The organism is Paraglaciecola sp. L1A13 (assembly GCF_009796745.1).
GTDB lineage: Bacteria > Pseudomonadota > Gammaproteobacteria > Enterobacterales > Alteromonadaceae > Paraglaciecola.
Map to the genome: position 1 here is coordinate 505,296 of NZ_CP047024.1, position 13,740 is coordinate 519,035.

General features: G+C 43.7%; 14 protein-coding genes. 3 read left to right on the plus strand and 11 right to left on the minus strand.

From position 1 onward, the window contains the following. Positions 1–54 precede the first annotated feature (54 nt). The 11 genes from GQR89_RS02080 to GQR89_RS02130 form a co-directional block, all read right to left on the minus strand. The gene (locus tag GQR89_RS02080) at positions 55–996 is read right to left on the minus strand and encodes a DUF368 domain-containing protein (RefSeq protein WP_304611186.1); all 942 of its coding nucleotides are present in this window, start codon (positions 994–996) and stop codon (positions 55–57) included. 82 nt (positions 997–1,078) lie between these two features. Beyond that, on the minus strand, positions 1,079–1,717 hold the full coding sequence (locus GQR89_RS02085; protein ID WP_158768524.1) for a protein-L-isoaspartate(D-aspartate) O-methyltransferase: 639 nt from the start codon (positions 1,715–1,717) through the stop codon (positions 1,079–1,081). A gap of 75 nt (positions 1,718–1,792) precedes the next feature. After that, complete coding sequence (gene surE, locus GQR89_RS02090; protein WP_158768525.1) at positions 1,793–2,539, minus strand: 5'/3'-nucleotidase SurE; 747 nt, start codon at positions 2,537–2,539, stop codon at positions 1,793–1,795. Next, positions 2,536–3,588 (minus strand): tRNA pseudouridine(13) synthase TruD, encoded by a 1,053-nt coding sequence (gene truD / locus GQR89_RS02095; protein WP_158768526.1) that lies wholly within the window; start codon positions 3,586–3,588, stop codon positions 2,536–2,538. Before truD ends, surE begins: the two co-directional genes overlap by 4 nt. Before the next feature lie 5 nt (positions 3,589–3,593). Next, positions 3,594–4,082: a 2-C-methyl-D-erythritol 2,4-cyclodiphosphate synthase gene (gene ispF / locus GQR89_RS02100; RefSeq protein WP_158768527.1), complete on the minus strand. Its 489-nt coding sequence runs from the start codon at positions 4,080–4,082 to the stop codon at positions 3,594–3,596. After that, positions 4,079–4,774, minus strand: a complete 696-nt coding sequence (gene ispD, locus GQR89_RS02105) for a 2-C-methyl-D-erythritol 4-phosphate cytidylyltransferase (protein ID WP_158768528.1) — start codon at positions 4,772–4,774, stop codon at positions 4,079–4,081. The genes ispF and ispD overlap by 4 nt, the downstream gene beginning before the upstream one ends. Before the next feature lie 6 nt (positions 4,775–4,780). Beyond that, positions 4,781–5,059: a cell division protein FtsB gene (ftsB, locus tag GQR89_RS02110; RefSeq protein WP_158768529.1), complete on the minus strand. Its 279-nt coding sequence runs from the start codon at positions 5,057–5,059 to the stop codon at positions 4,781–4,783. A gap of 218 nt (positions 5,060–5,277) precedes the next feature. Then, on the minus strand, positions 5,278–7,041 hold the full coding sequence (locus GQR89_RS02115; RefSeq protein ID WP_158768530.1) for a TIGR03545 family protein: 1,764 nt from the start codon (positions 7,039–7,041) through the stop codon (positions 5,278–5,280). Between the two features lie 2 nt (positions 7,042–7,043). Continuing rightward, on the minus strand, positions 7,044–7,547 hold the full coding sequence (locus GQR89_RS02120; RefSeq protein ID WP_158768531.1) for a DUF2062 domain-containing protein: 504 nt from the start codon (positions 7,545–7,547) through the stop codon (positions 7,044–7,046). A 42-nt stretch (positions 7,548–7,589) separates the two neighbouring features. Continuing rightward, positions 7,590–8,231, minus strand: a complete 642-nt coding sequence (locus GQR89_RS02125; protein WP_158768532.1) for a LysE family translocator — start codon at positions 8,229–8,231, stop codon at positions 7,590–7,592. A 73-nt stretch (positions 8,232–8,304) separates the two neighbouring features. Continuing rightward, positions 8,305–8,904, minus strand: coding sequence for a TIGR04211 family SH3 domain-containing protein (locus tag GQR89_RS02130; protein ID WP_158768533.1), 600 nt, complete (start codon positions 8,902–8,904; stop codon positions 8,305–8,307). A 157-nt stretch (positions 8,905–9,061) separates the two neighbouring features. Between GQR89_RS02130 and GQR89_RS02135 the strand changes: the two genes are divergently transcribed. From GQR89_RS02135 to GQR89_RS02145, 3 genes are all read left to right on the plus strand, one after another. After that, positions 9,062–10,456: an inorganic triphosphatase gene (locus tag GQR89_RS02135; RefSeq protein WP_158768534.1), complete on the plus strand. Its 1,395-nt coding sequence runs from the start codon at positions 9,062–9,064 to the stop codon at positions 10,454–10,456. A gap of 181 nt (positions 10,457–10,637) precedes the next feature. Then, a complete protein-coding gene (locus GQR89_RS02140; RefSeq protein WP_158768535.1) occupies positions 10,638–12,278 on the plus strand; it encodes an acetolactate synthase large subunit in 1,641 nt (546 codons plus the stop codon). A gap of 10 nt (positions 12,279–12,288) precedes the next feature. After that, entirely contained in the window at positions 12,289–13,719 is a 1,431-nt protein-coding gene (locus GQR89_RS02145; protein WP_158768536.1) for an aldehyde dehydrogenase family protein, read from the plus strand. Positions 13,720–13,740: the final 21 nt, after the last annotated feature.

The window sequence follows — 13,740 nt, forward strand, 5'->3', positions numbered from 1 at the left end:
CTTGATGATGACAAAAGATAACGAAATGTAACGTCACAAATAAGGTTAACAAGATCACTCCCTGGATGCTGAACCTATTTTTTCTAGTAACAACACACTACCAGCACCAAAAATAGTTAATGCTATGGCGTACCATAAGTAAGAAGGCTCACTGGTTAAGACTTCAAAAGTGCCAGGTAAGATATTCTCTTGCACGAGAGGGATAATTTTGCCGTGACTATTAACCGTTGATTCAAGCGTATATTTCCAAGGCCAAACTTTATTAAGTGATCCGAGCATAAAACCACCCAACAGAGCCAATGTAAGCGTGCGATGAGCGCTAAACATCCAGTTTAAAACGCGGGAGAAACTTAATAGTCCAGCAACACAACCCACGGCAAAAAGTCCCAAAGTTGCTAATTCGAGATTTTTCACGGCGCTTAAAATGGGGGTATACATCCCCAGTAGCAATAGGATAAAGCTCCCTGATATACCGGGTAATATCATGGCGCAAATGGCTAACATACCGGATAAAAATATAAATAGGTTGGTTGGCGGAATGACGCTTGGAGTAATCATAGTAATTAAATAAGCAGCAAGGGTGCCCAACAGAAAGAAAGCGACGGTATTGAATTTCCATTGTTCGATATGGCGGATCAGTGACCATATTGCGGCCAATATTAAACCAAAGAAAAACGACCATAACATAACGGGGTAAGTGTCGAGCCAGAATAATACGATCCTGGAAACAGTCAAGATACTCAGTAAAATACCAAACAGTAGGGTAATGAGGAATGTGCCATTGATATGTCGCCACATGGCGCCTAAGCCTTGGCGAAAAAGAACCTTCAATGCTTCAGGACCACATTGTTTTAACGAATATATCAGCTCTTCATAAATACCCGTAATAAATGCAATAGTGCCACCCGACACACCAGGAACCGCATCTGCGGCGCCCATTATTATGCCCTTTGATACCAACGCTAGGTAGTCGCGCCATGTTCGTTTAAGTTGCATTATTTTTCAGCCCATAAATGATTTGTTAAAAATACCCAAGACGGATTGGCTTGGGCTATGTCGCCAGACTGGAGCAGGGCATTCAAATGATATCTCCAGCGACAAGTGGTACGAAGCGTACCGCTTCAATTATTTTTTCACTAAAGCCTTCACCCTCACGAGTGATGCAATGTAATTGCTGGCTTTGTTCGCCAACGGGGATAATTAAGCGTCCGCCATCGTTGAGTTGCTCAACTAATTTACTGGGCACTTGACTCGCTGCTGCTGTAACAATAATCGCATCGAATGGGCCTTTGCTTGCCCAACCTTGCCAACCATCACCGTGCTTCATAGAGACATTGTGCAAATCCAATTGGTTCATTCTGCGTTTAGCTTGAAATTGCAGACTTTTTATTCGTTCAACGCTAAATACTTTATCGAAGAGCTGAGCCAATATGGCGGTTTGGTAACCTGAGCCGGTGCCGATTTCAAGCACAGCCTTGGGGGCATTACTTGATGCCAGCAATAACTCTGTCATTTTTGCTACTATATACGGTTGCGAAATCGTCTGACCCTGACCGATTGGCAAAGCAGTATTCTGATAGGCTTTATGACGTAAAGCATCAGGCAAGAATAATTCTCGAGGGATGCAGGCCACTGCATTAAGAACCGAAGCATTATGGATGCCTTCTTGTTTTAACAGATGGGCTAGGCTTTCCCCTTTGCGTGAAGAAACTCTCATGTAACTGTTTATCCAACGTGTGTGATTAAGGCCAAATGGTGAATAGCAATAAAGTACTTATGCCGTTACTAATTATTATATTTTTGTTATCCATTGTCGCACATCCTCAAGAGATTGATGAGCGGTCATATCCACAGATAAAGGCGTCACTGAGCAATAGCCTTCGCTAATGGCGTGAAAATCAGTTCCTGGACCTGCATCTTGTTCGTCGCCCACCGTACCATACCAGTAAATCTGCTTACCTCTAGGGTCAACATCTTTGATCATTGTTTTAGCGCGGTGTCGTCTACCTTGGCGCGTGACTTTTATACCCTTAATTTGCGCATAGGGTAAATCAGGAATATTAACGTTTAAAATCTGATCAGTCGGCAGCGGATGCGCTTGTAAATGTCTTACAATACGGCTAACTAGTTTAGCTGCACCGGCAAAGTTATCACTGGTGTGTGCACAAAGCGACACCGCAATTGCGGGTAATCCCATATACCTGCCTTCGGTTGCGGCTGCTACAGTGCCAGAATAAATAACATCGTCACCTAAGTTTGCGCCGTGGTTAATGCCGGATATAACAAGTTCGGGGTCTTGCTCAAGAAAGCTGTTCACTCCCAGATGTACGCAATCCGAAGGGGTTCCATTAACTGCGTAGAAGCCACTTTCCATCTGTTCTATGCGTAAGGGTTGCAATAAAGATAACGCATTACTAGCGCCACTACAGTTGCGATCTGGGGCGATGACGGTTATCTCATGCTCTGGGCTTAATTGGCGATATAATTCAGCTAAGCCTTGGGCGAATACGCCATCATCATTGCTCAGTAGAATTCTCATTCTGCAGGCGCCAATTCAGTTGTGACGACAGTTAATATTTCACGTAACACCGAAGTGGCAAATGTACCGGCTGGCAAATCGAAGGTAATACGTAAGTTGTTCTGTTCCAATGCCCAGGTAAGATTATGTGGGTATAAAACAATGGGGCGCCTTTCTTGCTCTAAGCCCAAGGAGACCAGTGTTTCTGTCACTTTGGGATGTTTAATGACGACATTTTTTTCGAAAACTAAAGCCGCTCCCGTTGAGGCAAGCTCTCCCTTTCCCCACAGTGGCGCAGATAAATAGATATCTTGCTCAGCTAAACGACGCTTAACATCGCCGTCTATGGTTTCGCTAACGAAGTAACTGTGGTTGCCCGCTAAAGACATTACATCACCTTCAAGAGGCGTGTCGAAATAGCCTGATTTAATGCGCTCACTTAGTACTTCGTTGAATAGCCAAGAGCGTAAGGCGGAAATAGCCATCGAGCGTTTATTGCGATTACGTATTGCTTCGCCGTTAATCATTTTTTCCGCGAGAACCAGATTACTCCCTTTGGGATCGTAACGGCTGTCACCAAAGCGTTGCGGACCATAATAGTTAGGTACACCGGTTTTACATATCTGTTCAATCCGTTCGGCCATGCCATCAGGCTTGGTGATGTCACGTAGTAAAATGGTGAATTTATTGCCTTTTAAAGCACCGGTACGGAGTTTCTTATTATGCCTTATTGCTTTGAGTACCTTTGCGCCGGGCACGTTTAAGGCAGACCAGTCATACTCTGCTTTGCCGGGTTTGTGTACGCCAAACCACTGCTCACTCACAGAGTGTTTGTCTTTTCGCCCGGCGTAAGTTACGGCACGTAGGGGTAATTGAGCGAACTTAGCTATTTGTTCGGCTAAATATGCGGTGTTTAGCTCTTCTTTACGTACCCATAAATAAATATGTTCGCCTTCGCCTATAGGTTCGTAGCCAAGAATTTCTTGCACGATAAAGTCTTTGGGCTGTTGCTTGAATATACCAGTGGTTTCTGGTGTGCTGTGTAGATATCGCCAATTATCAATTTGCATTTAAGTTATACCGTATCGTTTGTGCTTAAAAGCACAACCGCGTAACAGGCAATGCCTTCTTTGCGTCCTGCAAAGCCTAACTTTTCAGTCGTGGTTGCTTTTACATTGACTTGATTCAACTGAGCACTAACATCATGCGCGATGTTTTCGCGCATCGTTAAGATGTGAGGCGACATTTTAGGGGCTTGAGCCACTATGGTTAAATCAATATTGCCAATTTGATAACCTTGTTGATTCACTAATTTCATTACATGAAGTAATAACGCTCTGCTATCAGCACCCTTAAATTCTGCATCCGTATCCGGGAAATGTTTGCCTATATCACCTAGAGCGAGCGCGCCTAACAACGCGTCGCATAGCGCATGCAGAGCGACGTCACCATCAGAGTGCGCTAGCAGACCTTGCTCGTAGTCAATTTTAACGCCGCAAATAGTGATAGGGCCGTTGTCACCAAATTTGTGTACGTCGTAACCGTGACCTATGCGCATAGTCATAAACTTGCCTTGTGTTGTAAGTAAAATTCCGCCAATTGTAAATCCTCTGGTTGGGTTACTTTGATGTTACTCGCGCGCCCTTCAATCAACTTTACTGTGCCTTGAGCCCATTCTATTGCAGAGGCTTCATCTGTGATCTGCACACCCTGTTGTGCCGCATTACGCAGCGCATCGCGCAGTGTCATTAAGGGGAAGAATTGCGGCGTCAAAGCATGCCATAAATTATCTCGGCTCTCAGTCAGTAATATATTTTGCGAAGCATCACCCCGCTTCATGGTATCGCGTACGCGGCAAGCGAGTATCGCGCCGTGTTTTGAATACTGCGCGACCGCTAACAACTTGGTTAAATCATCGTGGGCTAAACAAGGACGAGCAGCATCGTGCACCAATACCCATTCTTCATTTTCAATAGTACTTAGCCCTGCAAGGACTGATTCGGCGCGCTCATCACCGCCATCGACTTGCGTGATCCAAGGTTGACTAGCGATGGCTAAACTTGAAAAATAGTTATCTTGTGGGTTTAGCGCGACCACGAGATGCTTAACCTGCGGATGGGCGTACAAATTCTCTAGGGTGTGCTCTAAAATTGTTTTGCCAGCTATGGTTAAGTACTGCTTGGGTCTGTCGGCCTTCATTCTTTGACCAATGCCTGCTGCGGGCACAACTACGGTGTATTGGGGGAGAAGTGACATCTATGTTTAATCTTCGCTAGGTAAAATACGGTAGAAGGTTTCACCTTGTTTGATCAGGCCGAGCTCGTTTCGCGCTCTTTCTTCTACTGCCTCAAGACCAACTTTGAGATCTTTAATATCTGCTTTGAGTAGATTATTACGTTGCAGTAATTCAGCGTTTTGCTCGGCTTGGTCAGCGACAGACTGCTCCATAGCGACGTATTCTGGAATACTATTTTTACCAAACCATAAGCGATATTGTAGTGCTGCCAACAAAGCGAAAAGGAGTATGGGCACTACTTTCATTTTTGTCGGCTCCTTGTGTTGGCTGAGGTTAATTAAATCTTTGGCAGGTATTATGCCGAGGTTTTGTTACCGCGGCTAGTGAAACACTGCTTGTAAGCGAAGCAGGCAATGAGCGAACAATATAAAAAGGCCAGTTAACAAAAACTGGCCTTACAATTTTTTACCGAATTTAGTCATTAACCTAAAACCGAAAAATGTCGAAAGACGCCGGTTTAAAACTAATTAAAAAACTTACCTTTTAGCTTATCTTTTAACTTGTCGGTTAACTCGTTTTTCTTGTTGTCTACCACACTATTCAGCTTGCTATCAAGCATGCTTTGCATACTGCTTAAGTCGCCATCAGCGAGCTTTTCCCAGTCTAACCATTGGCTCATCTCTGAATCGGTAGCGCCTAATGGCCCTTCGATTTTAGCATTGAGTTTTTGCTTAAGTTCAGCAAGCTTACTGTTCTGGTCGCCAGTCAAATTCGATAGCATAGCCGTAGCTAATTGTTTATCTAAATCAGAGCTAAAGCTTAAATTGATATCGCCTAATGTACCGCCAATATCGGAGTTAATGGTTAGGTTAGACAGGCCTGAAAGCGTTTCAGCAATAACGCTGGTAAGATTATTACTACCGGTTGCTGTTAACTGTAATTGACTAAGGGCGGCATTACCTGTGCCCGAAACAACGTTCTGATTGATACTGGCTTTGCCTGAGCTTGATAACAATCCTTTAAGTAATTTTGAAGACAGCTTATCTTGGTCTAACAACGAAACATCAGACAGTGCCAGACCACGTAAATTCCAATCTTGGTTGGCTTTTACACCTGTATCGTTTAGCCAAAAATCGCCGTTTAATTTAAGGGACTGCCACAACTTGCTCGCACTTGAGTCAACTTTGAACGTGGTAGGACGCCCGATTTTGTCGTGCTGATTAGTAATGTCGTGCCATACGCTCAGCACGTTTTCACTCTGCCATTTGATAGATATATCAGCATTGCGTACTAAAAAATCTGGCAGCGCAGCTGTGTCATCAAATGCTATCCAGCGGCCATTATATGCTTGCTCTTCAGCGAGTTCTTCTTTGCTTTTACTCAGCATAGGAGCAGCTAAATCATATGCACCGAGTACGTATTGACTAAATTCTCCTGCTTTTTCTCCAAAAACCATGGTTGTTACGTCTTTGATTGCTCCTTCATCACCGGCAATCAACCCCTGTAGTTGAGCGTAATCTTCCCCGGGCGCTGATTTTAGTTCAGCTAACGTCGGTGCCATCTCGCTTTTAGCTGCGTTTGCCGCATCTTTAAACTCGGTAAGCTTGGCTTTATCACTTTTAATTTCTTCGCGCAGGGCATCAAACTCTTCTTTTGCTTTAGCGAGTTCCAGCGGATTTTTATAATCTGTATTAGTAATAGCTTCTACACGTTTCTTATAATTTTCTAAGGTGTCTTTACTGGGCAGTTGGGTGTATTTGCTTTTGAGTATATCGCTGTGTTTTTTATAAGCGGCTTGAGTTTGCTCAACCGCTTTAGTGGTTTTTAACGGCGAATTAGCAAGTATTTCATCTACACTGGGAAGATTTTTTGGATCAAACGCTTCTTGTAACTCTTCTTTTATCGCAGTAGTGGCAGTGCGATAAACCGCGCCTTCAGATTCTCTAGGCTGGGCAAACTGCACCCCACTGATCGTTAAATCATCAATGATTATTTTACGTAACAACAAAGGCGTTAATTCGATTTGCGCAGTAATCTCTTGTGCTTGAACTTGGTTCTGAGTTGGCGTTGCGGGATCTGTTAACTGAATGCCGCTTAGCGTGACACCAAAAGGAGAAAATGTATGCGTGACTTGGGCAATATTGACCTCGGCACCGGTGGTTGATTCTAAACTTTTTTCTGCGGCTAATTTAATCCAAAAATCTAAAAATAGGATAGCGATAGCGGCTATAAGCCCAGTAATAACGAAAAATGCGATGAGTCCAGGCCAACGAATAAGTTTCTGCATGTTTACTCTCCTAGCGTCTGGTAGATTTGGTAGATACGGCTACCTTTAAGGAACTGAACAATCTTCAACTTATTTATCCATTGCATGAAGCGTACGCGATATTGAACGACTAAAACTTTACTCAATATTAGAATAAAAGGTGCCAAAATTAGGCTGAACAGTAAGCTTCCTAAGGTAAGTGTATGATAAAATTGGGTAAGTTGACCAAATGTCGAATTATACAAACTAGTCCACAAACCCGTTAGGCCTGGTGATGTCAGCAAGGATTCGCCTATATCTGCCATCATAGGATTCAGCAGCAGCGTGAAGCCAGAAAACAGTGCATAAGCGAGTAGGAAGGTGCTGAGGTTAACCCGTAAAAAAAGTACGATAAATAAAATGAACACGCTGTGTAAGCCGAGAAATGGGGTTAAGCCCATAATCATCCCTAACATTACGCCAAAAGCAAGTTGCCAAGGACTGTCGTCCGAGTTCAATGCTTTTAAAAGCTTGGCCAATAGTTGCATGGGTAAGTCCTTGTATTAAGAGTAATTTAAATAAAAATAATGTTATGTACCACTAACTAGTTCGTCAATTGCAATGTAACTACCAAGCGACAATAACAACCCGCCACTAAAGCGGTTTTGCCATATTTCAAAGGCAGGGTGTTGGTTTAACCATTTGCCCAATTTTCCAGCAAGCATAGCCACAGATACGTCACAAATAAACGCGATAAGCGCATACATAATGCCCAGTACCGCAAATTGTCCAATAACAGAGCCCGAATCCTCTTTGATGAACTGGGGCAAAAATGCAATGAAGAATAATGCTGTTTTTGGGTTGGTGAGTTCAACCAAAATACTTTGCGCAAAAATGCGCGGGATCGACATCACTGTTATTTTAGGTTTGTTTTCATCTCGGTGTTTGTGACTAAACAGATATAACCAACCAAGGTAAAGTAAGTATGCCGCACCTGCGAGTTTGAGCAACATAAACGCCAGTGGAGAATAAATAAAAATTGCTGCTAGGCCAAATGCAGTCGCCAGTACATATACAAAAGAGCCTACCGCCATTCCACCTGCGGCAGCGATGCCTGCTTGATGCCCCTGACTAATACTGCGAGCCATGATGTACAGATTTGAGGGGCCTGGAGATAAGCTGAGTAACAGCGCTGCAACGGAAAACGATAACAATATATCTAAAGATGGCATGGTGACTTCCTTGGAATAAAAACAAAAAGCCGCCTTGGGGCGGCTTTATAAGTAATGAGGAATATCCTAAACATTACATCCAAGTATCGCTTTTTCGGCGTTTTTTAGGCAAGTAAGCCACGATCACACCTAAAATCAAACTAATGAGTGCCACAATACCACCACGTGTGAACCATTGCATTTTCGCTGTTTGATCGGCTGCGTCTAGTTTCTGACTAAAGTCGGCATTTTGCTCTTCAAGAGTTTTTAATTGCTTCGTCAGTCTATTGTTCTGGGATTGAAGCTCAGAAAATTGCTGGCGCAAACTATCGTTTTCATTTTGTTGAGCAGAGGTACTTTGGGTTGCATCAGCCAGTTGCTGCTGTAATCCAGGCACTAATTCACGTAAACTTTTTTGTTTACTAACAAACTCACCATCAACCCAACCTGTGCGGTCTTTGTCATCGACAATTTCAACATAGTTGCTTTCACTGTCGGTGCGCAGAACTGTAACTTCAGATCCTGCGATGATAGAGCCCAGAATACGGTAATTTCTACCTGGTCCTGAATGTATAAAAGTAAATAAATCATCTGAAATATATTGCGTCTCACCCTGTGATTGTTGAGCACTTGCTTGAATAGTAGGCAACAAAAATAAGGCGCAGGTAACACTGATCAAAAATCGCTTTAGCATAATAAATATATAGTCTCTGAATGTCTGGCTCGATCTTATGGCCTAGCTATGGGAAAGGCAATAGGTGAACCGGATTAGTCTTACACCTTGACCTTTGCGTTGTACTGTACAAAAGGGAAAGGTAAGGTACTTTTTTAAAAATTAAATGACAATCACTATGGACATAGAAATTGAATTAAAGTTGCTTGCAACCCCAAGCGCATATCAAGATATTTTATCTTGGTTAGCGCAAAGTAAACTAAATTACACTGATTCTGCTGGGAAGCAACTGCGCAATGATTACTTCGAAACACCTCAACGAACATTGCGTAAACATGACATAGGCCTACGTATCCGAGGTTGCAATGGTGAATTTGAACAAACGGTAAAAACCAAGGGCATTGTAGTGGCGGGCATGCACCAGCGTCCAGAATATAATGTACCGTTGCCTAGTCCTGACTTGAAGTTAGATTTATTTGATCCACGAATTTGGCCTGCTTCGGTAGATCTAATTGCACTAGAAAACGATTTATATCTCATGTTTTCCACTGATTTTTTGCGCCATACCTTTCTTATTACATTTTCAGATGATGCTCAAGTTGAGTTGGTATTCGACCAAGGGACCATTAGCGCGAATGGCCGAAGTGTTGATATATGTGAAGTCGAGCTCGAATTGAAAAAGGGTGACCCAGCAATACTCTTTGAAATTGCCCAGCAACTTGTTTGTATCACTCCTTTACGCTTTGGTATGCAGTCAAAGGCGGCTAGGGGCTACCGCTTGGCAGATAACGCGGCACTGCAATGCTACCAATCGCCAGCAAATTTCAACATGAACACAAATATGTCGACGGCTCAAGGTGCGATCGCTGCACTCGAGCAGTCTCTTGAGGTTTGGCAAGGTGGTGAAGATGCGTTTTATCAAAGCCAAAACGTTAATGATTGGCGTACGATTAAAGCGGGTATGTTATTGGCTGAGGAAACGTTAAACCTATTTGAAAATCAATTCAGCCCGGCCAAAAAGCAACAAATTTTAACGTTAGGCCATCAACTAAGGTCGTTGATAGGGCAGTATGAAAATGTCGATTTAAGCCTTTGCGCGCAGGCGCTAAGCGACGAAGAAAACCCGTTCCTTGTCGGTGCGCCTCACGCATCAGAACTCAAGGAAAAACTGGCAACATTGGCTTCAACTGCTACGTTACTGTCTACGATGAATGCCTTGCTTAATGATAAACAAAATATGCAGTTACAACTGGGCATTGGCGCGTTGCTACTAGAGGAGTCAAAAGCGCCTAAAGCCTGTGATAAGTCTTTGAGCTACTTTGTAGATGAAGCACTCGAGTGTTTTGATGATGGGTTAGCGAGCGCACGCAATAAGTTGGCGCTTTTCAAGGTCCTGTTGGTAGACCTGAAATTACCTATTGATATAAATCACAATGATGACCCATGGCCAGTACTTCGCCAGGAAGATGAAAGTAGTTTTCGCACTGGCCTTACTAAGTTGCTTCAGCAGGGTACGATAGTGTTGCAACCAGAAGTAACAGAAAGAGTGCTTATTTGGTGTGCTAAGAATTAATCGATTTAAGTAATCGATTTTTCGTACTTTAATCTTTTTTGTTAAATGGCATGCTAGACAACATAGCAAAAGCTTAGCTGATTAATTGCTCGTCGGTTGGCACAGTAAACGTTAGATAATTATCAAGAACAACGGTGAAAACCGGCGCGCTGAATGCGCATAACAACAACGTGGAGATTAAATGAAAGCGTCAGATTTATTCGTTAAAGCCCTAGAGGCGGAAGGTGTTGAATACATTTTTGGGATCCCTGGTGAAGAAAACCTGGATTTATTGGAATCTCTACGAGACTCAGACATTAAATTGATATTAACCCGCCATGAGCAAGGTGCTGGCTTTATGGCTGCAACATATGGACGATTGACCGGAAAAGTAGGCGTGTGTTTATCAACGCTCGGTCCTGGTGCTACCAACCTTGTTACGCCAGGTGCTTACGCTCAGCTAGGTGCTATGCCCATGCTAATGATCACTGGGCAAAAGCCAGTGAAGACCAGCAAGCAAGGGCGCTTTCAGGTGATTGATGTGGTCGATATGATGCGTTCAATCACTAAATACACTACGCAAGTTGTTAGTGGTGACCGTATTCCTTCAGTTGTGCGTGAAGCGTTTCGACTTGCTCATGAAGAACGTCCAGGTGCGACCCACATTGAATTGCCTGAAGATATCGCTGCAGAAAACACCCAAGCTCAATTGCTTAAGCCAAGTATTTCTCGACGTCCCATTGCAGAGTATAAAGCGATTAACAAAGCCATTGAGATGATTGAAGGTGCCCGTTCACCGTTGCTGCTTATTGGAGCGGCGGCGAATCGCAAACTCACGTCAAAAATGTTAAAGGAATTTGTTGAAAAAACAGGTATTCCGTATGTGACGACCCAAATGGGTAAAGGCGTGCTTGACGAATCCCATGAGTTATTTATGGGTAATACCGCGCTTTCATCCGGTGATTTCGTGCATCGAATCATCGACAGCTCTGACCTTATTATCAATGTTGGCCATGATGTCGTAGAGAAGCCACCATTTTTCATGCAGCACGGTGGTCGAGAAGTCATTCATATTAACTTTGAAACCGCAGCTGTCGATCCAGTTTACTTCCCGCAACTTGAAGTGGTGGGTGATATTGCTAACAGTATTTGGCAGATTAAAGAACAAATTCAGAAACAAAGTGCATGGGAATTTAGTTTTTTCAAAAAAGCACATCAAGCATTTTTAGAGCATAAAGCGGAAAGTGAAAATGACGATCGTTTTCCTGTGTTACCCGAGCGTTTTGTGCGCGATATACGTGAAGCGATGCCTAGAGATGGCATAGTCACATTAGATAACGGCGTATATAAAATTTGGTTTGCACGCAATTATCCTGCAGCGTTGACAAACACCTTGTTACTGGACAACGCGCTGGCAACCATGGGCGCAGGTTTACCTTCCGCGATGGCCGCTAAAATGGTTCACCCAGACAAGCCGGTGTTGACTGTATGTGGCGATGGTGGGTTTATGATGAACAGCCAAGAGTTAGAAACGGCTGTGCGCTTGAAATTGCACATAGTCGTCGTCATCTTAAGAGATGATGCGTATGGCATGATCAAGTGGAAACAAGCCAACATGCAATTTGCGAATTACGGTTTAGATTATGGCAACCCTGATTTTGTAAAGTACGCAGAAAGCTATGGCGCCAAAGGTTGGAGAATTGAAGCGGCCGATGAAATTTTGCCTCTTGTAAAAGCCTGCTTGGCAGAGCCCGGTGTACACGTTATCGATGTGCCGGTCGACTATAGCCTAAATGACAAGACGTTGAACGAGACGATCCGCGAACGTAGTCAGCAACTATAAGGAAAACAGCATGTTAGCGAAAGAATATCCCTATTATTTGGCGAGTAAAGCCGTATACGCGAATCGCGATCTGAAGATCACCAATAAGTATACGGGTGAAGTAGCGACTTATGCCGCATTGGCTGACGCCGCCGTTATTGATAAAGCCATTGCGGCTGCTGAGAAAGCCCAGCCATTGCTCAATAAAATGGCGCCTTATGAAAGACAAGCCATACTTAATCACTGCGTAAAGCGCTTTGAAGAACGCTTTGATGAGCTAGCCCACGCATTGTGTATTGAAGCAGGTAAGCCCATTAAAGATGCTAGAGGCGAAGTGACACGCTTAATCGACACCTTTAGAATTGCTGCAGAAGAGTCTGTGCGCATGAAAGGTGAAGTGCTTAATCTAGAAATTACCCCTCGTGCAAAAGGGTATCAAGGTAAGTATAAGCGTGTACCCATTGGCCCATGTTCATTTATTTCACCGTTTAATTTCCCACTGAATTTAGCGGCTCATAAAATCGCGCCGGCCTTAGCTGTCGGTTGTGCTTTTGTGATGAAGCCCGCAAGTCGTACACCATTAGGTGCGATAATTATTGGCGAAGTGTTAGCAGAAACAGACTTGCCTGAAGGTGCATTCTCCATTTTACCTTGTAGTCGTGATGGTGCAGATTTATTTACTACTGACGAGCGCTTCAAATTACTGAGTTTTACCGGTTCACCGCAAGTCGGTTGGGAATTAAAAGCTAAAGCTGGCAAGAAGCCAGTGATCCTAGAGTTAGGTGGCAACGCAGCTTGTGTGGTGGATGAAGACACCGATTTAGACGATGCAATAGAGCGCATTGTTTTTGGTGCTTATTATCAGTCGGGACAAAGCTGCATTAGCGTGCAGCGTATTTTGGTTCACGAAAAACTGTATAGCGAATTCAAACAGCGTTATACCGAGAAAGTGGCCAATCTAGTACATGGTGACCCGCTTGATGAAAGTACCTTTATCGGACCGATGATTTCAGAATCGGAAGCCGAGCGTCTAGATACTTGGATCCAAGAAGCGGTGAAAGGTGGTGCGACTCTGCTAGCTGGCGGTAAACGCGATGGCGCTATGTTGCAAGCTACCTTGTTAGAAGGGGTTGCTCACGATGCGACCGTGAATGCCGAGGAAGCGTTTGGGCCTGTGTCTATTATCAGCTCATTCAGTGACTTTGATGAAGCGTTGAAAGAAGTGAATAACAGCCAATTCGGTTTGCAAGCCGGCATATTCACTCGTGACATTTATAAAGCCCATAAAGCATGGGACGAATTAGATGTGGGTGGCGTGGTAATTGGCGATGTGCCAAGTTGGCGTGTTGATAATATGCCTTACGGTGGTGTGAAAGAATCGGGCCTAGGCCGTGAAGGGATCACATATGCTATGGAAGATATGACAGAAATTAAATTAATGGTACTGCGCACACCGCAGTAGATTGTTAAAATTGTCAGTTTA